16 protein-coding genes and 1 tRNA gene are annotated in these 19385 nt (G+C 67.3%); 8 read left to right on the top strand and 9 right to left on the bottom strand.

The annotated features are described in order from the left end of the window. Positions 1-35 precede the first annotated feature (35 nt). Together EV283_RS11090 and mqo are read left to right on the top strand one after the other, a co-directional pair. On the top strand, positions 36-1688 hold the full coding sequence (locus tag EV283_RS11090) for a DUF5597 domain-containing protein (RefSeq protein WP_130326061.1): 1653 nt from the start codon (positions 36-38) through the stop codon (positions 1686-1688). A 376-nt stretch (positions 1689-2064) separates the two neighbouring features. Further along, positions 2065-3792: a malate dehydrogenase (quinone) gene (gene mqo, locus EV283_RS11095; protein WP_207223109.1), complete on the top strand. Its 1728-nt coding sequence runs from the start codon at positions 2065-2067 to the stop codon at positions 3790-3792. Positions 3793-3931: 139 nt separating this feature from the next. Here mqo and EV283_RS11100 read toward each other — a convergent pair whose 3' ends face one another. The 6 genes from EV283_RS11100 to EV283_RS11120 form a co-directional block, all read right to left on the bottom strand. Next, positions 3932-4810 (bottom strand): hypothetical protein, encoded by an 879-nt coding sequence (locus EV283_RS11100; RefSeq protein ID WP_130325360.1) that lies wholly within the window; start codon positions 4808-4810, stop codon positions 3932-3934. A gap of 37 nt (positions 4811-4847) precedes the next feature. After that, positions 4848-5072: a hypothetical protein gene (locus tag EV283_RS19330; protein ID WP_056414623.1), complete on the bottom strand. Its 225-nt coding sequence runs from the start codon at positions 5070-5072 to the stop codon at positions 4848-4850. Further along, a complete protein-coding gene (locus EV283_RS11110; RefSeq protein WP_165391761.1) occupies positions 5069-6541 on the bottom strand; it encodes a PAS domain S-box protein in 1473 nt (490 codons plus the stop codon). Before EV283_RS11110 ends, EV283_RS19330 begins: the two co-directional genes overlap by 4 nt. A gap of 52 nt (positions 6542-6593) precedes the next feature. Then, a complete protein-coding gene (locus tag EV283_RS11115) occupies positions 6594-6959 on the bottom strand; it encodes a CsbD family protein (RefSeq protein WP_130325364.1) in 366 nt (121 codons plus the stop codon). Positions 6960-7123: 164 nt separating this feature from the next. Then, entirely contained in the window at positions 7124-7294 is a 171-nt protein-coding gene (locus EV283_RS19155) for a hypothetical protein (protein ID WP_165391762.1), read from the bottom strand. Between the two features lie 109 nt (positions 7295-7403). Next, positions 7404-7480 (bottom strand) — tRNA-Arg (locus EV283_RS11120). A 60-nt stretch (positions 7481-7540) separates the two neighbouring features. Between EV283_RS11120 and EV283_RS11125 the strand changes: the two genes are divergently transcribed. Continuing rightward, entirely contained in the window at positions 7541-8296 is a 756-nt protein-coding gene (locus EV283_RS11125; protein ID WP_130325366.1) for a queuosine precursor transporter, read from the top strand. A gap of 90 nt (positions 8297-8386) precedes the next feature. Here the strand turns inward: EV283_RS11125 and purQ are convergent, their stop codons facing one another. Genes purQ through purC form a run of 3 tightly spaced genes read right to left on the bottom strand, consistent with a single transcriptional unit; the run spans position 8387 to position 10062 of the window. Further along, the gene (gene purQ, locus EV283_RS11130) at positions 8387-9055 is read right to left on the bottom strand and encodes a phosphoribosylformylglycinamidine synthase subunit PurQ (RefSeq protein WP_130325368.1); all 669 of its coding nucleotides are present in this window, start codon (positions 9053-9055) and stop codon (positions 8387-8389) included. Beyond that, positions 9052-9282 (bottom strand): phosphoribosylformylglycinamidine synthase subunit PurS, encoded by a 231-nt coding sequence (gene purS, locus EV283_RS11135; protein WP_031439802.1) that lies wholly within the window; start codon positions 9280-9282, stop codon positions 9052-9054. The genes purQ and purS overlap by 4 nt, the downstream gene beginning before the upstream one ends. Next, entirely contained in the window at positions 9283-10062 is a 780-nt protein-coding gene (gene purC, locus EV283_RS11140) for a phosphoribosylaminoimidazolesuccinocarboxamide synthase (protein ID WP_055876188.1), read from the bottom strand. Positions 10063-10306: 244 nt separating this feature from the next. On the opposite strand from purC, the gene EV283_RS11145 reads away from it, so the two are divergent. The 5 genes from EV283_RS11145 to EV283_RS11165 are packed head-to-tail and all read left to right on the top strand — an operon-like array spanning position 10307 to position 19337. Further along, on the top strand, positions 10307-11713 hold the full coding sequence (locus EV283_RS11145; RefSeq protein ID WP_130325370.1) for an L-serine ammonia-lyase: 1407 nt from the start codon (positions 10307-10309) through the stop codon (positions 11711-11713). Between the two features lie 11 nt (positions 11714-11724). After that, entirely contained in the window at positions 11725-13746 is a 2022-nt protein-coding gene (locus EV283_RS11150; RefSeq protein WP_130325372.1) for a M3 family metallopeptidase, read from the top strand. After that, entirely contained in the window at positions 13746-14807 is a 1062-nt protein-coding gene (locus tag EV283_RS11155) for a PLP-dependent cysteine synthase family protein (protein ID WP_207223111.1), read from the top strand. Before EV283_RS11150 ends, EV283_RS11155 begins: the two co-directional genes overlap by 1 nt. Positions 14808-14814: 7 nt before the next feature. Further along, entirely contained in the window at positions 14815-18357 is a 3543-nt protein-coding gene (locus EV283_RS11160; RefSeq protein ID WP_130325376.1) for a hydantoinase B/oxoprolinase family protein, read from the top strand. Then, entirely contained in the window at positions 18354-19337 is a 984-nt protein-coding gene (locus EV283_RS11165) for a DUF2891 domain-containing protein (RefSeq protein WP_130325378.1), read from the top strand. The genes EV283_RS11160 and EV283_RS11165 overlap by 4 nt, the downstream gene beginning before the upstream one ends. Positions 19338-19385 lie beyond the last annotated feature (48 nt).

Here is a 19385-nt window from a genome sequence, read left to right on the forward strand (position 1 = left end):
TTGCTTCCGCAATGAAGGAATGAACCATGGTTCGCATGAAGAAGATGGTCGCCGGGATGGCCCTGTCCGTGTCGCTGATCGCGGGCATGGCATCCGCACAAACGTCGACCGAGGTTCCGCGGATCGTCTCCAAGGGCGGCCGGCATGCGCTGATGGTCGATGGTTCGCCGTTTTTGATGCTTGGGGCGCAGGTCAACAATAGCAGCAACTATCCGTCCGCGTTGGCGCAGGTTTGGCCGGTCCTGGACCGGATTCATGCGAATACGGTCGAGATTCCGATCGCGTGGCAGCAGGTCGAGCCGGTCGAGGGGCGGTTCGACATGACGTTCCTGCAGACGCTGCTCGAGCAGGCGCGGGTGCATGACAAGCGGGTCGTGCTGCTGTGGTTCGGGACGTGGAAGAACACCGCGCCTGGCTATACCCCCGACTGGTTCAAGGCCGACAATCGCCGGTTCCCGCGGATGAAGCTGAAGGACGGCACCGACCATTACGTCCATTCGCCGATGTTCCGCGCGACGCTGGAGGCGGACAAGCGCGCGTTCGTCGAGGTCATGAAATACCTCAAGGCGCATGATCTGCAGAACACGGTGATCATGGTACAGCCCGAGAACGAGGTCGGCAGCTATCGCTCGCCGCGCGACTATGGCGCGCAGGCCGAGGCGGTGTTCGCCAAGCCCGTGCCCGCCGAGCTTGCCCGCGCGCTGAAGAAGCCGGGCGGAAGCTGGACGCAGATGTTCGGGAAGCAGGCGGATCGTGCGTTCAATACGTGGCACACCGCGCGCTTCGTCGACGAGATCGCCGCGGCCGGCAAGGCGATCAAGCCCCTGCCGATGTACGTCAACGCATCGCTCGCGGGGCCGTCGAACGTGCCCGATCCGACCGGGGTCGCAAGCGGCGGGCCGCAGCAGGACGTGCTCGACATCTGGAAGGCGGCCGCGCCCGCGCTCGATTTCCAGGCACCCGACATTTACGACCGCGATGCGGGCCATGTCGCGCTGTACCTGGATGCGTATGCCCGGCCCGACAATGCGCTGATGGTGCCCGAGATCGGCAACGCGAAGGAGTTTGCGCGGTTCTTCTACGCAGCGATCGGGCGCGGCGCGATCGGCTATGCGCCGTTCGGCATGGATGACACGGGGTATTTCAACTACCCGCTCGGGGCGAAGGCGCTGGACGACGAGACGCTCGATTCGATCGGGCTGAAATATGCGGCGCTGTCGACGATGGGGCGCGACTGGGCGAAGATCGCGTACGAGCATCCGACCTGGGGCGCGGTCAAGCCGGACGACGTCGCGGGGCAGGGGGCGCCCGCCCAGTCGACGCCCGCCCAGTCGACCACGATGGGCAACTGGACGATCGCCACGAGCTATGGCGAATGGCAGTTCGGGCAGAAGGACTGGACGTGGATCAAGTCCGAGCCGCCCGTATGGGCGAAGGAGCCGGTCGGCGGCGTCGCGGTCGCGCATCTGTCACCGAACGAATTCCTGCTGGTCGGCGATCATGTCCGGCTGACCTTCGGAACGGCGAAGGATGGCCCGAAAAACGGCTCGGTCTTCCGCGTCGAGGAGGGACGGATGGCCGACGGACGCTGGGTGATGAGCCGCATCTGGAATGGCGACCAGACCGATTACGGGATCACGCTGGTCACGCCGACCGTCCTGAAGGTGACCATGGGCACGTATAAATAACGGCGTCAAATAGCAGCGCAGCCGGGCGATCGGGGGGCGACCTTTACTCGGGCGGGGCGGTCGCCAACCGCCCCCGGATGACCTGCGACGATCGCCGTCGCGGGGCGCAAACTTGCGCGACGCGGTCAGGGATGCCATATCCGGCACGGATAGTCGCCGCTTATCCAAGACATGGCGACACCCAAAAATCCCGAATGACGGATTAGGCGAGGACTCGGAGCAGCAATCGTGCTCGGTCGACAGCATCCTGGTGTCGGGTCCGTTCGCCTGCGCTCCTGACGATAATCCGGTGATGGATCATCGCCTTTTCGCCGCTCGCCGGCGGACTGTTTGCGAGGCCAGACCGCAACGAGAAGGTAGGACGGTGGCGCGCGACATGAACGACAGTAAGATTGGTGCCGAGACGGGCATGACCTCCACGACCGCGGCAAAGGCCGGTGGCGTGACCCGGCGGAACCTGCTCGGCTCCGCGATCGGCGCAGGCGTGGTGGGTGGCGCATCGATGCTGCCGATGGCGCAGGCCGATGCCGCGACGACCGAGCGCAACGTCGACGTGCTGCTGGTCGGCGGCGGCATCATGAGCGCGACGCTCGCGGTGCTGCTGCACCAGCTCGAGCCGAGCTGGACGATCGAACTGGTCGAGCGGCTCGACAAGGTCGCCGAGGAAAGCTCGAACGGCTGGAACAACGCGGGCACCGGTCATTCGGCGCTGTGCGAACTCAACTATACGCCGGTGAACAGCGCCGACGGGCTCGTCGAGATCAAGAAGGCGATCGAGATCAACGAGCAGTTCCAGGTCACGCGCCAGTTCCTGAGCCATCAGGTCAAGGCGGGGATGCTCGCCAACCCGCGGTCGTTCATCAATTCGACGCCGCATATGAACCTGGTCTGGGGGGACGAAAACGTCGCATTCCTGCGCAAGCGCCATGCCGCGCTGCAGGCGAGCCCGTTGTTCTCGGGCATGGAATTCTCGACCGACCCGGCGCAGATCACGCAGTGGGTTCCACTGATGATGCAGGGTCGCGACCCCAAGATGAAGCTTGCCGCGACGCGCTCGCCGCTGGGCACCGACTGCAACTGGGGTGAAGTCACCCGCCAGTATATCGCGACGATGGCCAAGCAGCCCGGTTTCAAACTGACGACGGGGCATGAGGTGCGGTCGCTGGAGCGGAGCCCCGACAAGCGCTGGCGGGTGACCGCGCGCGACATGAAGAGCGACGAGAAGCAGATCATCAACGCGCGCTTCGTGTTCGCCGGCGCAGGCGGCGGCGCGTTGCCGATCCTGCAGAAGTCGGGGATCCCCGAAGCCGATGATTATGCGGGCTTCCCGGTCGGCGGTTCGTTCCTGGTCACCGACAAGCCCTCGGTCGCCACGGCGCATCTCGCCAAGGTTTACGGCAAGGCGGCGGTCGGATCGCCGCCGATGTCGGTGCCGCATCTCGACACGCGCTATCTGGACGGCAAGCAGGCGCTGCTGTTCGGGCCGTTCGCGACCTTCTCGACCAAGTTCCTGAAGGAAGGCTCGTATTTCGATCTGCCGGCGTCGGTGACGCTCGACAATTTCCGGCCGATGATCGCGGTCGGCTGGGACGATTTCGACCTGGTCGAATATCTGGCCGGGCAGCTGATCATGTCCGACGCGGACCGGATGACGGCGCTGCGTGAGTATTTCCCCGGCGCCAAGGATGGCGACTGGCGGTTGTGGCAGGCTGGCCAGCGCGTGCAGATCATCAAGCGCGATCCGAAGAAGGGTGGCGTGCTGAAGCTGGGGACCGAGATCGTCGCGTCGAAGGACGGCTCGATCGCCGCGCTGCTCGGCGCGTCGCCGGGCGCATCGACCGCGCCGTCCATCATGCTCGACCTGCTGAAGAAGGTGTTCGCGAACCATCTCGCGACGCCGGCGTGGCAGGCGAAGATCCGCGAGATCGTGCCGAGCTATGGCACGTTGCTCAACGACAATCCGGAGGCGATCGCGCAGACCTGGGCATCGACCGCCGAGACGTTGCAGCTGACGGTGCCGTCGCCTGCGGTGCAGGTGTCCACGCAGCCGAAGCCGGCGGCGACGCGGGTGAAGGTGGATCGCAGCCCCGACCTGGCGCTGTAGGCTGCAAGCTTCCGCCGCCTGGTAACGGCGCGGTGCACGCGTTTGAGACAGGTGTAAAAAAAAGGGCTCTGCCGGTCGAACCGGCAGAGCCCTTTTTCGTGACGGTCGCGGCTGTCGGACAGCCGCGACACGTTTTGTCTTAGACGCGGCGGCGCGTTGCTGCGCTTGCACCGAAGGCAGCGGCGGCGGCGCCGATGATCAGTGCGATCACGAGCGTGAACGACGTACCGGCAGCGGCACCAGCGGCCTTGTCGGTGGCGGTCTTCGCGGTCGCCACGGCGTTGTTCTTCGTCTGGACGAAGCGAGCCTTGGCGCGCGTTACCTGGGCCTGTGCTTCCGGACGGCTGATCTGGCGCTGTGCGGCGACGATGTCGACGATGCGGCTCTCAGCCTGTGCGCCGTCCTGGCCGCCCTTTGCGAGCGCGGGCAGTTCCTGCGCGATTTCCTTCTGCGCCTGCTCGGGCGTCATCTGCGCCGGATTGGACGGTGCGGTCGCCAGATACTGGGCAGCCTCGTCGCGCACGTCGGTCACGTCGACCCCGGCAACGTCGGCAACCTTGGGGGCTGCGGCGCCGATGCCGGTCCCTGCGGCGGATGCGACCGAACCGACGGTACGGAAGGCGCCGCCGATGATGCCGCCGACTGCCGAGGTCAGCAGATAGAGCGTCAGGATCAGCGTCACGCCCCACACGACGAGGCCGTGGACGAGGCCGTCGAAGCGGTCATGCACGCCCGCGACGCGTGCCGCTGCGTAGCCGCCGGCGCCGAGAGCGATCACGGTGGTGATCAGCCAGTAGATGCCTGCGCCGATACCGAAGCCGGCTGCGCCGGGCGTGGTGCCCTCGACCGGGTCGACGAGGCTGAGGCCGATGCCGGTGCCCAGGATGCCGAGCACGAGCTGGACGGCGATCGCGATCACGACGCCGGCAAAGATCGCGCCCCACGAGACGCGGGTGACGGTCTTTGCAAAGCGCGCGTCGTCGGCCGGCACGTAGCCGGGGGTTACGTTGGTGGTCATAGTTCCTCCTGTTGGTACGGTAGGTAGTCGAACGGCGTCAGTCTGCGCCGTCCTTGCGCCCGACATCGTCCGCGGCCGGACCCGGTTCCGGGGCGCGTGCGGGGTCGGAATTCGTGTTGGCGGCGGCGGCGGAGTCGCGCGCGCCGGCCTTGCTCTCGCTCGCGCCACGCTGCTCGACGAGCACGTCGCCGATCAGCTTGCCGATCGCTTCCTGCACGGAGCCCTTCGCTTCGCGGGCGCGGCCGTCGGTCTTGCGCGTCATGCGGCGATCTCCCTGTTCGGCGTGCCGATGACGACCGAGTCACCATCGAAGCCGCGCGCGCGCGCCCAGGCCGCGGCGGCGTTGCGGCGGTTCACGCCAATCTTCGAGTAGATCCGCGCGACATGGTTGCGCACCGTGTTGGCGGATACGTCGAGCGTCCGCGCGATCGACTTGTCGTCGAGACCGCGGCAGATCAGCGCGAGCACCTCGCGTTCGCGTTGCGTGAGTTCGCCGAGCCCGACGCCGGTCGGTTCGGACTGCGGCGTGCGGATCCGCGCGAGCTTTTCCATGATCGACCGGCTGAGCCAGCTCGTGTCCTGCATCACCGCCTCGATCGCGTTGACGAGCTCGCGCTCGGACGTCTTGCGCGTCGTGATGTCGCGCATCGCCCAAAGGACGCACGCATCGTTGCCGAGCGTGATCGGTTCGGTCGACACGATGCAGTCGAGCACGCCGCCATCCTTCAGCCTGATCCGGACCTCGCGGTCGCGGATCGGGTGGCCGGCTTCGATCTCTTCCTCGAGATCGTGACGCAGGGCGGCGGTTTCCCACAGGTCGATGTCGCCCAGTGGCCGGTCGGTGATTTCCGCCGCGGCATAGCCGGTGAGATCGGTGAACGCCTCGTTGACGTCGCACAGGCGGTGGCCGTCGAGCGTGCCGATCGCGAGCGCGACGGGCGCGAGCGAGAAGGTGCGCATGAAGCGTTCCTCGCTATGTCGCAGCGCAGTCTCGGCCTTGCGACGCGGTTCGAGGTCGGCGAAGGTGAACAACATGCAGGGCTGCTCGCCCATGTCGATCGGCTGGCCAGCGAGGATGACGAGCTTGGTCGTGCCGTCGGGCAGCGCAAGCTCGGCCTCCATCTGCGGGATGGTTTTACCCTCGGCGAGGCGATCCTTGGCGAGCTTGCGCTGTTCCGCGTGGTCTAGCACGTCGATGTCGTACAGCGTCCGTGCAAGGATCGCGTCGCGATCGTGACCGGTCATGGCGACGAACCCTTGGTTCACCTTCACGAAGCGCAGGTCGCACAGCCGGCAGATGACTGCGGGCGCGGGGTTGGCGTTGAACGATTGTTCGAACCGATCCTCGGCCTCGAACTGGGCAGAGACGTCCTGGATGATCATCACCAGGCATTCGGGTTCGTCCTTGTCGTCGGTGAGGACGAGGCTGCGGACCTGATGAACCCAGCGCGGCTGGTCCTCGCCCTTGACTGCAACCTCGACGACGACCTCGGAGAAGGCCTCGCCGGTCATGACGCGCTCGATCGGATAATCGGCGGAATCAAGCCGGTGGTTGTTGCGGTATCGCAGCTGGAACCGGTCGCGATACTCGTCGACTGTCTCGCCGAGGTCCTCGATCGAGTCGACGCCATGCATGCCCAGGGCGGCCTTGTTCGCCCACAGGATGCTCTGATCGGGATCGATCAGGATGACGCCTTCGTCGAGCCCGGCGATGATCTGACGCAGGTGCATCAAATCAGCCGAGTCTCGCAGCGATTTCAGGGCGGTCCGCGTCGCCAAGGGATTAGTCGCGCGACCCGTGGACGAGCCAGGCGAGGCCGTAGCCGATCGCGGCGGCACCGAGCGCCCAGAGCAGGGGGGCATCCTTGGCGGAGTCCTGCGCGGTCTTCGCGCCGCGGCGTGCCGCGTCGGCGGTACGCTCGGCGACGTCACGTGCGTCCTGGCTGACCTTGTCGGCGAGTTCGGGGGCGCCGTCGACGAGATCCTCGACCGCCGACTTGGCGCGACCGTACAGGTTCTGCGCGCCGCCTGCGACCTGATCCACGACGCCGTCGACCTGCCAGTCGCGGCTGCCGACGACGTCGCCCGCGCCCTTTTCGACCTTGCCGCCGACGTAGCGTGCGCCGCCCTGGAATTCGTCCTTGTTCATGGTCGTCACCTTCGCTGGAGTTCTCGCATCGGAGAGCGCTTGAGGGTTGGTGTGCCCGTCAGAACGCCCGCATGCCTATGTCCGATCTGGACGCATAAACCCCATCAAGGCTGCTAGGTTCCTGGTATTTATAACGAAATTCCTGAGCGGAATGTACCAGAATGCTACTGTGCGCGTGTATGGTACATTCTGGCGAAACGCAGATGCAGCGTCCGGGTGCTCGAATCGATGGCGACCTCGGCGCGCTCCTCGTGCCAGCGCGCGCGGGTCGCGAAATAGCGCTTGTCCTCGTCCCGCTCCGAAGCCTGCGGCCAGGCCGTTTCTGCGTTTGTCATGCATCGCCCTCTGGTTAATGGCGCTGTGCATAAGACGGACGCGGGGCGCGCGCGTGATCGAGAAAGACCAGCTGGCGCGGTAGAATCTGCAGCGGCGGGGTGCGGCGATTGGCGCGCCCGGAGGGGTTCGAACCCCCGACCGAGGAGGTAGAAGCTCCTTGCTCTATCCAGCTGAGCTACGGGCGCGCGCTGCGGCGAGGACTAGCGCGGATTGTGCGGGCTTGGAACCTCGATCATAACGCACGGATGAAAATCGGAACGGATCAGCGTCAGGGGCTCGAACCGGTCACCGCGAGTGCGGTGCGCGCAGAGCAGTTTCGCTATTTCGACTTCGTGATGGCGGCGTTCGTCACGATCCTGCTGCTGTCGAACGTGATCGGCGCGGGCAAGCGCGCGGTGATCGACCTGCCGTTCATCGGCGTGTGGCCGTTCGGTGCGGGGATCCTGTTCTTTCCGGTCAGCTATGTGATCGGCGACATCCTGACCGAGGTATATGGCTATGCACGCGCGCGACGCTGCATCTGGGCGGGGTTCGGCGCGATGCTGTTCATGGTGTTCATGTCCGCGGTCGTCGTCGCGTTGCCGCCCGACCAGGGCTGGACGGGCCAGGCAGCATATGAGTCCGTGTTCGGGCAGGTCCCGCGGATCGTCCTCGCGTCGATCTGCGCGTTCTGGGTGGGCGAGTTCGCCAACAGCTTCGTGCTGGCGCGGATGAAGATCTGGACCAGGGGCCGCATGCTGTGGACGCGGACGATCGGCAGCACGGTGGTGGGGCAGGCGTTCGACAGCCTGATCTTCTATCCGCTCGCCTTTTACGGCGCGCCCGACTGGCCGGTCGATGCGATGCTGATGGTGATGGTCAGCCAGTTCCTGCTGAAGGTGTCGTGGGAGGTGCTGCTGACGCCGCTGACCTATCTGGTCGTGGGGTGGCTCAAGCGCGCCGAGGGCGTCGACGTGTATGACGAGGGGACGGACTTCTCGCCGTTCCGGACGCGGGTTTGAGCCCCGGTCATCCCAGCGAAGGCTGGGATCCAGAGCCAAGGGCCATTGCGCTCTTGGCCCTGGATCCTGGGTCGAGCCCAGGATGACGATTTAGGCGCTGACGGCTTCCATCAGGCCTTCGAACAGGCGCCGGCCATCCGTGCCGCCGTGCGCGGCTTCGATGCGGCGTTCGGGGTGGGGCATCATGCCGAGCACGTTGCCCTTGTCGTTGAGCAGGCCGGCGATGTTGCGCGCGGAACCGTTGACGCTCTCGGCATAGCGGAACGCGACGCGGCCTTCGCCTTCGAGGCGGTCGAGCGTCTCGGTGTCGGCGAAATAATTGCCGTCGTGATGCGCGACCGGGAAGGACACGCGTTCGCCCGCCTTGTAGCCCGAGGTGAAGGTCGAACTCGATGTCTCGACGGTCAGCGCGACGTCGCGGCAGACGAAGTTGAGACCCTCGTTACGCATCAGCGCGCCGGGGAGAAGCCCTGCTTCGGTCAGGACCTGGAACCCGTTGCAGATGCCGAGCACGGGCAGGCCCTTGCCCGCCTGCTCGACGACCGCGCGCATGATCGGCGAGCGTGCGGCGATCGCGCCCGAGCGCAGGTAATCGCCGTAGGAGAAACCACCGGGCACCGCGACCAGTCCGACATCCGCGGGCAGATCGGCGTCGCCGTGCCAGACCATGAGCGGTTTGACGCCGGTCACCGCCTCCAGCGCGACGGCGATGTCACGGTCGCAGTTGGAGCCGGGGAACACAATGACCGCGGTCTTCATGCCTTCTCGACCCGGTAGTTCTCGATCACCGTGTTGGCGAGGAGCTTGCGGCACATGCCGTCGATCGTCGCGTCGTCGGTATCGTCGGCGACCTCCAACTCGATCAGCTTGCCCTGGCGGACGTCCTGCACGCCGTCGAAGCCGAGGCTGCCGAGCGCGTGATGGATCGCCCGGCCTTGCGGATCGAGCACGCCGGGCTTGAGAGTCACGAAAACCTTCAGTTTCATTTACTTGCCCCGGTTCTTGCGATGCTTTTCGAGGTCGAGGACCGAATTGTCGCCACCTTCTGGCAACAGGCCAAGACGGCGCGCAACCTCCTGATAGGCCTCGACTTCACCGCCGAGATCACGACGGAAGCGGTCCTTGTCCATCTTCTCGTTGGTTTCCATGTCCCACAGACGGCAGCCATCGGGGCTGATCTCGTCGGCGAGGATGATGCGGCCAAAGTCGTTGTCGAAGATGCGGCCGAATTCGAGCTTGAAGTCGACCAGGCGGATGCCGACGCCGGCGAACAGCCCGCACAGGAAATCGTTCACGCGGATCGCGAGGTCGGCGATGTCGTGCATCTCCTCCTGGCTCGCCCAGCCGAACGCGGCGATATGTTCGTCGGAGATCATCGGATCGCCGAGCGCATCGTCCTTATAGTAATATTCGATGATCGTGCGGGGCAGCTTGGTGCCCTCCTCGATCCCGAGACGCGTCGAGATCGAGCCCGCGGCGACGTTGCGCACGACGACCTCGATCGGGACGATCTCGACCTGGCGGATCAACTGCTCGCGCATGTTGAGCCGGCGGATGAAGTGCGTCGGCACGCCGATATGATCGAGCAGCGTGAAGATGTGCTCGGAAATCCGGTTGTTGAGCACGCCCTTGCCGTTGATCGTGCCCTTCTTCTGGGCATTGAACGCGGTCGCGTCGTCCTTGAAATACTGGATCAGCGTGCCGGGCTCGGGACCCTCGTAGAGGATCTTGGCCTTGCCTTCGTAGATCTGGCGGCGGCGAGCCATGCGCGGTCCCCTGAAAATCAAGCGGTGAAAATCGAGCGGCCCCAGCCTACGCGACATGCGTCGCGAAGCCGAGGCCGGAATAGGCCGCGCCTATAGGCGAAGGGTGCGGGGGGTGCAATCGGATCGGTGCGGTCCGTGAAACGCGCGCGCCAACCCGCGTGGTGCAGGGCCGGACAGCGTTCCACGTCGATGCGGTCGACGTCCGCGCTTTCCAGCGTCCGGTCAAGGCGATAGGGGCCGATGCATGGAGCCACTCATTCGCGATCGCCAAGACGAGCAGACCCGCGCACGCCCGGATTGCCACCAGGCGATCTCGATCCTCGATCTCTTCACGATCGGTATCGGGCCGTCGAGTTCGCACACGGTCGGCCCGATGCGCGCGGCGTGGCTGTTCGCGGACCTGGTCGCGGACGATGCGCCCGTCGCGGTGCGAGTCGATCTTTACGGGTCGCTCGCGCTGACCGGGCGGGGGCATGCGACCGATAGCGCGGTGATGCTGGGGCTCAGCGGTGCGCAGCCCGAGACGATCGATCCCGACCTGATCCCGGTAAGGCTGGCGGCGATCCGGTCGAGCGGGCGGCTGATGCTCGCCGAGCGGGTCGAGATCGGCTTCGAGGAAAGCCAGCATCTGCTGTTCCATGCGCAGACCTTCCTGCCGGGGCATCCCAATGCGGTGACGTTTACCGCGACGTTCGGCGACGGGCGCAGCGTCGAGCGGACCTATTTCTCGATCGGCGGCGGTGCGATCGTCGAGGCGGGGTCGGGGCCGGTCAAGGCTAACATCCTGTTGCCGCGGCCGTTCTCGTCGGGGGCGGAGCTGCTTGCGACGGGCGAGGCCACCGGCATGACGATCGCCGAGATCGTCCGCGAGAACGAGATCGCGTGGCGGCCCGACAGCGAGACCGACGCATTCCTCGACGCGGTGCGCGTCGCGATGTTCGCGTCGATCGATCGTGGGTGTCGGCAGGGGGGTATCCTCCCGGGCGGCCTCAAGGTGCCGCGGCGGGCGAAGGCGCTGTTCGAGGGGTTGCAGGCGCGCGATACCGCGGCGGATCCCTCCGCGGTGTTCGAATGGGTGAGCCTGTACGCGCTGGCGGTGAACGAGGAGAATGCCGCAGGCGGCCGTGTCGTGACCGCGCCGACCAATGGCGCAGCGGGCGTGCTGCCCGCGGTGCTGCGCTTCTACGAGACGTTCACCAAGGACCCGACGCCCAAGGGCGCGCATGATTTCCTGCTGACCGCAGCGGCGATCGGGTTTCTCTACAAGAAGCGCGCGTCGATCTCGGCGGCCGAGATGGGGTGCCAGGGTGAGGTCGGCGTGGCGTGCTCGATGGCGGCGGGGGCGCTGGTCGCGGCGCTCGGCGGGACCAACGAACAGATCGAGAATGCGGCCGAGATCGGCATGGAGCACAACCTCGGCCTCACCTGCGATCCGATCGGCGGGCTGGTCCAGATCCCGTGCATCGAGCGCAACACGATGGGCGCGATCAAGGCGATCAACGCGGCGTATCTGGCGCTGCGCGGGGACGGTCGCCATATCGTCAGCCTCGATGCGGTGATTGAGACGATGCGCCAGACCGGTGAGGACATGCGCTCGCAATATAAGGAGACGTCGCTTGGTGGCCTGGCCGTCAACGTCGTCGAATGCTGAAGGAAATTCCAATGAACCCGCTTCTCGATACGCTGTCGCTGCCACGCTTCGCCGACCTTGCCCCCGACCAGATCGCCCCTGCGCTCGACGAGGCCATCGCGCGGCACGAGGCGATGGTCGAGGCGCTGACGAACGCGCGGCCGCCCGATTTCGCGGGCGCCTGGCTGCCCTATGAGCGCGCGAATACCGAGATCGGCGCAATCTGGTCGGCGGTGTCGCATCTGCACGGCGTGGCGGACACGCCCGAGCTGCGCGCGGCCTATTCGGAGGGGCAGAAGCGGCTCGTCGAGAATGACATGAAGGTGGGGCAGAATCGCGATCTGTACGAGGTGTTCGTCGCGCTCAGCGTCTCGCCCGCGTTCGCGAGCCTGCCGGATGCGGACCGCGTCGCGGTCGAGCATGCAATCCGCGATTTCACGCTGTCGGGCGTCGCGCTTGAGCCCGAGGCACGCGATCGGTTCAGCGCGATTTCGGTCGAGCTGTCGGGCCTGTCGAACGAGTTCGGCAGCGCGGTGCTCGATGCGACCGACGCGTGGTCCGAACTGGTGACCGACGAGGCGGATCTTGCCGGGATTTCGGACGCGGACAAGGCGATGTTCGCGGAGGCCGCCAAGGCGAAGGGGCAGGCGGGCTGGCTGGTCACGCTGCAACAGCCGAGCGTCAACGCGGTGCTCACCTTTGCCGAGAACCGGAACTTGCGCGCGCGGATGTACCGCGCGTTCGCGACGCGCGCGTCGGACCAGGGGCCGAACGCGGGCGAGTTCGACAACAGCGCCCGGATCGCGCGCATCCTCGAGCTGCGGCATGAGGGCGCGAAGCTGCTCGGGTTCGCGGACCCGGTCGCATGGTCGCTCGAAACCAAGATGGCCCCCAACGGCGCCGAGGTGATCGCGTTCCTGCGCGACCTCGCGCGGCGCGCGAAGCCCGCGGCGGAGCGCGATCTTGCCGAGCTCAAGGCGTTTGCCGCCGAGCAGCTCGGGATCGCCGATTTCGAGCCCTGGGATGCGGGGTTCGTCTCGAACCGGCTGCGGCAGGATCGCTATGCGGTCGATGCGCAGGTGGTGAAGGCGTATTTCCCCGTCGAACGCGTGATGGAGGGCTGGCAGACGCTGATGGAGCGGCTGTTCGGCATCAGGCTCGTCGAGCGCGACGATGTGTCGCTGTACCACGACGATGCGCGGTTCTTCGACGTGGTGGACGAGAGCGGGGCGGTGTTCGCCGGGCTCTATCTCGACCTCCACGCGCGCACCGGCAAGCGCGGCGGCGCGTGGATGGCGCAGGCGCGGCCGCGGCTGCAGGACGGCAACACGATCGCGGTACCGGTCGCGTATCTCGTCTGCAACTTCGCGCCGGATGGCGGCGAGACGCCGTCGCTGCTCAGCCATAACGACGTGACGACGCTGCTCCATGAGACCGGCCACTGCATCCATTTGCTCTTCACCAAGGTGAACCGGCCGAGCATCGCGGGCACCAACGGCTTCGAATGGGATGCGATCGAGCTGCCGAGCCAGCTGATGGAGGATTTCGCCTGGGACAAGGATGTGCTGACCGGCATGTCGGGGCATTACAAGACGGGTGAGACGCTTCCGGCCGATCTGTTCGAGCGGATGGTGAAGGCGCGGCATTTCCAGGCGGGGATGTTCATCCTGCGCCAGGTCGAATTCGCGCTGTTCGACCTGTTGCTCCATCTCGGCACGATGGGCAGCGATCCGATCGAGGTGATCGAGGCGGTGCGCGACGAGGTCGCGGTGATCCGCCCGCCCGCCTGGCACCGCTTCCCGCACGCGTTCAGCCACATTTTCGCTGGCGGCTATGCGTCGGGATACTACAGCTATCTCTATGCTGAGTTGCTCGCCGCCGACGGGTTCGAGGCGTTTGCCGAGGCGGGGCTCGTCGATCGCGCGACCGGCGACCGGTTCCGCGAGGAAGTGCTCGCGCGCGGCGCGACGCGGCCCGCGGCGGACAGCTTCCGCGCGTTCCGCGGGCGCGACCCCGAGCCGACCGCGATGCTGATCCGGCACGGGCTCCAATAATGCCGAAGCGCGTCGACCGGCGCTGGTTGTCGGACGCGGTGCGGCGGATCGAGGCGGACTATAACCGGTCCGCCGACACGCATCTGATCCGCGTCGATCTGCCGCGATATCCCGGCATCGTCCTGTACCTGAAGGACGAGAGTTCGCACCCGACCGGCAGCCTCAAGCACCGGCTCGCGCGGTCGCTGTTCCTGTACGCGCTGTGCAACGAGTGGATCGGACCCGAGACGACAGTGATCGAATCCTCGTCGGGCTCGACCGCGGTGTCGGAGGCGTATTTCGCCAGGATGCTGGGCCTGCGCTTCATCGCGGTGGTGCCCGCGACGACCGCGGCGCCGAAGCTCGACGCGATCCGCTTCCACGGCGGCGAGATCCACATGGTCGACGATCCGCGCACCGTCTACGCGGTCTCGCACCGCCTCGCCGCGGAGACCGGCGGGCATTACCTCGACCAGTTCACCTATGCCGAGCGCGCGACCGACTGGCGCGGCAACAACAACATCGCCGAGAGCATCTTCGCACAGATGGGCGAGGAGGAGCATCCGTGCCCGTCCTGGATCGTCTGCGGCGCAGGCACCGGGGGGACGTCGGCGACGATCGGGCGGTTCATCCGCTATTGCCGGCACGACACGCGGTTGTGCGTCGCGGACCCGGTGCATTCGGTGTTCCACAAGCATTTCGAGGATCGTTCGGTCACCGCGCTGCCCGAGGGGTGCGCGTCGCGGATCGAGGGGATCGGGCGGCCGCGCGTCGAGCCGAGCTTCGTCCCCTCGGTGATTGACCGGATGATCGCGGTCGAGGATGCCGACAGCATCGGTGCGATGCGCGCGCTGTCGGACCGGCTCGGGCGGCGGGTCGGCGGGTCTACCGGCACCAACCTGTGGGCGTGTGCGCAGCTGATCGCGGAAATGGCGGCCGCGGGCGAGACGGGGAGCATCGTCACGTTGCTGTGCGACGGCGGCGACCGCTATGGCTGCACCTATTACGACAATGCGTGGCTCGACGAGCGTCAGGTGGCGTGGACCGATGCCGCCGCACGGATGACCGCTTTTCTGGGCTGATAAACCGATGACCGCATGGCAGTTCTGGATCGATCGCGGCGGCACGTTCACCGACGTCGTCGCGCGGCAACCGGACGGGCGGATCGTCACTGCCAAGCTGCTGTCCGAAGATCCCGAACGCTATGACGATGCGGCGGTGGAGGCGATCCGGCGGTTGACCGATGGCGCCGACGTGCCCCTCGAATTGCGGATCGGGACGACGGTCGCGACCAATGCGCTGCTCGAGCGCAAGGGCGAGCCGACCGTCCTCGCAATCACGCGCGGCTTCGGCGATGCGCTGCTGATCGGGCACCAGGAACGGTCCGATATCTTCGCGCGCGACGTGAACCGCCCGCCGCCGCTGTTCGCGCACGTCGTCGAGATCGACGAGCGGGTCGGGGCGGAGGGCGATGTGCTCCGTCCGCTCGATGCGGACGCGGCTCGAGCGGGATTGCAGGCGGCGTTCGATAGCGGGCTGCGCGCCATCGCGATCGTCCTCATGCACGGGTATCGCTTCACCGCGCACGAGGAAGCGCTCGCCGAGATCGCCGCAGAGATCGGCTTCACGCAGGTCTCGGTCAGCCACCGCGTTGCGCCGCTGATCAAGCTCATCGGGCGCGGCGACACGACCGTCGTCGATGCGTATCTGTCGCCGGTCGTCGATCGCTATGTCGCGGGGCTCAGCGCGGCGCTGGGGCAGGGCGCGCTGTTCATGCAGTCTTCGGGCGGGCTGGTCGACGGCGCGGGCTTTCGCGGGAAGGACGCGATCCTGTCGGGGCCCGCGGGCGGCATCGTCGGCATGGCCGCGACCGCGCGCGAGGCCGGGTTCGACCACGTCATCGGCTTCGACATGGGTGGCACCTCGACCGACGTGTCGCACTATGCCGGCACCTATGAGCGCGACACCGAGACGCTGATCGCGGGCGCCCGCATCCGCGCGCCGATGCTGCGGATCCATACGGTGGCGGCGGGCGGCGGCTCGATCTGCCGCTTCGACGGGGAAAGGCTGATCGTCGGTCCGGAGAGCGCGGGCGCGGTGCCGGGGCCCGCCTGCTATCGCCGCGGCGGGCCGCTGACGGTGACCGACTGCAATGTGATGCTGGGCAAGGTGCGCCCCGAATTCTTCCCCGCGCTGTTCGGACCAACAGGCAACGCCCCGCTCGATGCGGACGCGGTGGCCGCGCGGTTCGCGGAACTGCCGCTCGATCTGCAGGTCGCGGCGGAAGGGTTCGTTGCGGTCGCGGTCGCGAACATGGCGAACGCGATCCGCACGATCTCTGTCGCGCGTGGGCATGACGTGACGCGCTACACGCTGGCGTGCTTCGGCGGGGCCGGGGGGCAGCATGCGTGCCTCGTTGCCGATGCGCTGGCGATGGACCGGGTGATGATCCACCCGCTGGCCGGGGTGCTGTCGGCATACGGCATGGGGCTCGCCGACCGCCGCGTCCTGCGCGAGGCGACGTCTGGTGCGGCGTTTGCGGACTATGCCGCGATCACGCAGGCGCTGGACGGTCTGGCAGACGCGGCGCGCGACGCGCTGATGGCGCAGGGCGTTCCGGCGGACGACGTGCGGATCGAGCGCCGCGTGCATCTGCGCCGCGGCCAGACCGATCACACGATCGAGCTCGATCTCGACGACCCCGCCGCGATGATCGCCGCGTTCGATGCCGCGCACGTCGCGCAGTTCGGGTTCGCCAGCGACGCGCCGCTGATCGCCGACCGGATCGTTGCAGAAGCTATCGCCGAGAGCCCGCCGATCGACGCAGCGCTGGTCACGTTCCCGGACGCACCGGCGGCCCCTCTGGCGACCGCGCCCGTCTACATGGCGGGCGCGTGGCACGACACGCCGGTGCTGGCGCGCGAAGGCCTCCCCGTCGGGCACGGCGTCGACGGCCCCGCGCTGATCCTCGACAGCGTCTCGACCACCATCGTCGAGCCCAGCTGGCGCGCGCGCGTCGATCCGATCGGCACCCTCATCCTCGACCGTATCGCCCCCCGTGTCGGCGCGAGCGTCGGCACCGAATCCGATCCAGTCCGCCTCGCGATCTTCGCCGGGCTGTTCATGAGCATCGCCGAGGAGATGGGCGCCGCGCTCCAGCGCTCCGCCGCCTCGGTCAACATCCGCGAACGGCTCGACTTCAGCTGCGCGCTGTTCGACGCGCAGGGCAACCTCGTCGCCAACGCGCCGCATATCCCGGTCCATCTCGGCTCGATGGGCGAGAGCATCCGCACGATCATCGACGCGCGCGGCGGCGGCGCGGACGGGCGTGGTATCCGTCGCGGCGACGCCTACGCGCTCAACGCGCCCTATCGCGGCGGCACGCATCTGCCCGACATCACCGTCATCATGCCGGTGTTCGCGGATGACGGCGACGCGCCCGCGTTCTTCGTCGCCGCGCGCGGCCATCACGCAGACGTCGGCGGCATAACCCCCGGATCGATGCCGCCCGAAAGCCGCTCGGTCGAGGAAGAAGGCGTGCTGCTCGACGACGTGCTGGTGGTCGACGAAGGGCGCTTCCTCGAAAGCGAACTCCGCGCCGTGTTTGCGTCTGGCACGTATCCCGCCCGCAACATCGACCAGAACATCGCCGACCTGTCCGCCCAACTCGCCGCCTGCACGCGCGGCGCGACAGGGCTCGCGCGGCTGGCCGACGAATACGGCACCGACGTCGTCGCGGCGTATATGGAGCATGTCCAGGCCAATGCCGACGCCGCCGTCCGCCGTCTGATCGTGACGCTCGATGACGGCGACTTCGCGTACGAGATGGATGACGGCGCGGTCGTCCGCGTGGCCGTCCGCGTCGATCGCGCGGCCGCGACGATGGAGGTCGACTTCGCCGGCACCAGCGACCAGCGCCCGAGCAACTTCAACGCCCCCGTCTCGATCGTCCGCGCCGCGGTGCTCTACGTCGTCCGCGCGCTGATCGACCAGGCGGTACCGCTCAACGACGGTTGCCTGCGTGGTGTCACGATCCGCGTCCCCGAGGGCTCGATGCTCAACCCGCGCTATCCCGCTGCGGTCGTCGCCGGCAATGTCGAGACGAGCCAGGTCGTCACCGACGCGCTGTTCGGCGCGCTCGGCGCGATGGCGGCGAGCCAGGGGACGATGAACAACTTCACCTTCGGCAACGACGCGCACCAATATTACGAGACGATCGCGGGCGGTGCAGGCGCGGGCCCCGGCTTCGACGGCGCGGCGGTGATCCAGACGCACATGACCAACAGCCGGCTGACCGACCCCGAGATCTTCGAGACGCGCTTCCCCGTGCTGCTCGAGGAATTCTCGATCCGGCGGGGCTCGGGCGGGGCGGGCCAGCACCATGGCGGCGATGGCGGGACGCGCCGCGTGCGGTTCCTCGGCGACATGACCGCCTGCATTCTCGCCAATCGCCGCCGCCTGGCGCCGTTCGGGATGGCGGGCGGCGAGAGCGGCGGGCTCGGCTCGGCGAGCGTCGCGCGGGCGGATGGCAGTGTGGAGCCGCTCGGCTCGACGGCCCGCGTCGACATGCACGCGGGCGACGTATTCGTGATCGAGACGCCCGGCGGCGGCGGGTTTGGGAGAGTCGAATGACGCACGCACTGGACCAGGCGACCGCAGGGCGGTTTGCCGCGCTGACGCTGGGGCATCTCACGCGAGAGTGGCCGTACAAGCTCGACCAGACGCTGGGCGGGCCGGACGATCTTGCATTGCCGAAGACGCTGCATCCGATCTTCCACGGCAGCTATGACTGGCATAGCTGCGTGCATGGCTGGTGGCAGGTAATGCGGCTGGCCCGGCTGTTTCCTGCCATGCCCGAGGCGGCCGCGGTCGAGGCGCTGGCGGACTGTATGCTAGTGGCGGAGCGCGCGGCGGGCGAGCTCGCCTATCTGGCGCGGCCGACGACGGGGAGCTTCGAGCGGCCTTATGGGTGGGGCTGGCTGCTGGCGCTGCACGACGAACTGGCGTTACGACCCGATCGGCCTTGGGCGGCGGCGATCGAGCCGCTCGCGCGTGCATTCGCGGCGCGGTTCGCGGACTATCTCCCCAAGCTCGTCTATCCGGTCCGGAGCGGCAAGCATGACTGTACCGCGTTCGCGCTGGTCCATGCCCTGCGCTGGGCGCGGACGCACGACACCGCGCTGGCGACGCTGATCGAGGCGCGCGCGCGCGACTGGTTCGGGGCGGATCGGGATTGCCGGCCATGGGAGCCGAGCGGCGAGGATTTCCTGTCGGCGACCTTGTGCGAGGCGGTGCTGATGCGCGACGTGCTGGGGGCTTCGTTCGAGGAGTGGTTGAGCGCGTTCCTGCCGGACCCGTGCGGGGCGGCGACGACGTGCCTGCAGGCGCCAGCGCTCGTCAGCGATCGGTCGGACGGCCGGCTTGCGCATCTCGACGGCGTGAACCTGTCGCGCGCCTGGGGGTGGCGATCGATCGCCGAGGCTTTGCCCGACCCGGCGCGGGTGCGCAGCATCGCCGACGCGCACCTCGCCGCGGCGCTGCCGCATCTTGCCGATGATTATATGGGCGAACACTGGCTGGCGACGTTCGCCCTGCTCGCGCTGGACGCCTGATAGCGTCGTGATCGGCGCTAGATGATTCGGTCGGCGTCGTGACAATTC

It is taken from the genome of Sphingomonas sp. BK036, from assembly GCF_004216825.1.
Classification (GTDB): domain Bacteria; phylum Pseudomonadota; class Alphaproteobacteria; order Sphingomonadales; family Sphingomonadaceae; genus Sphingomonas.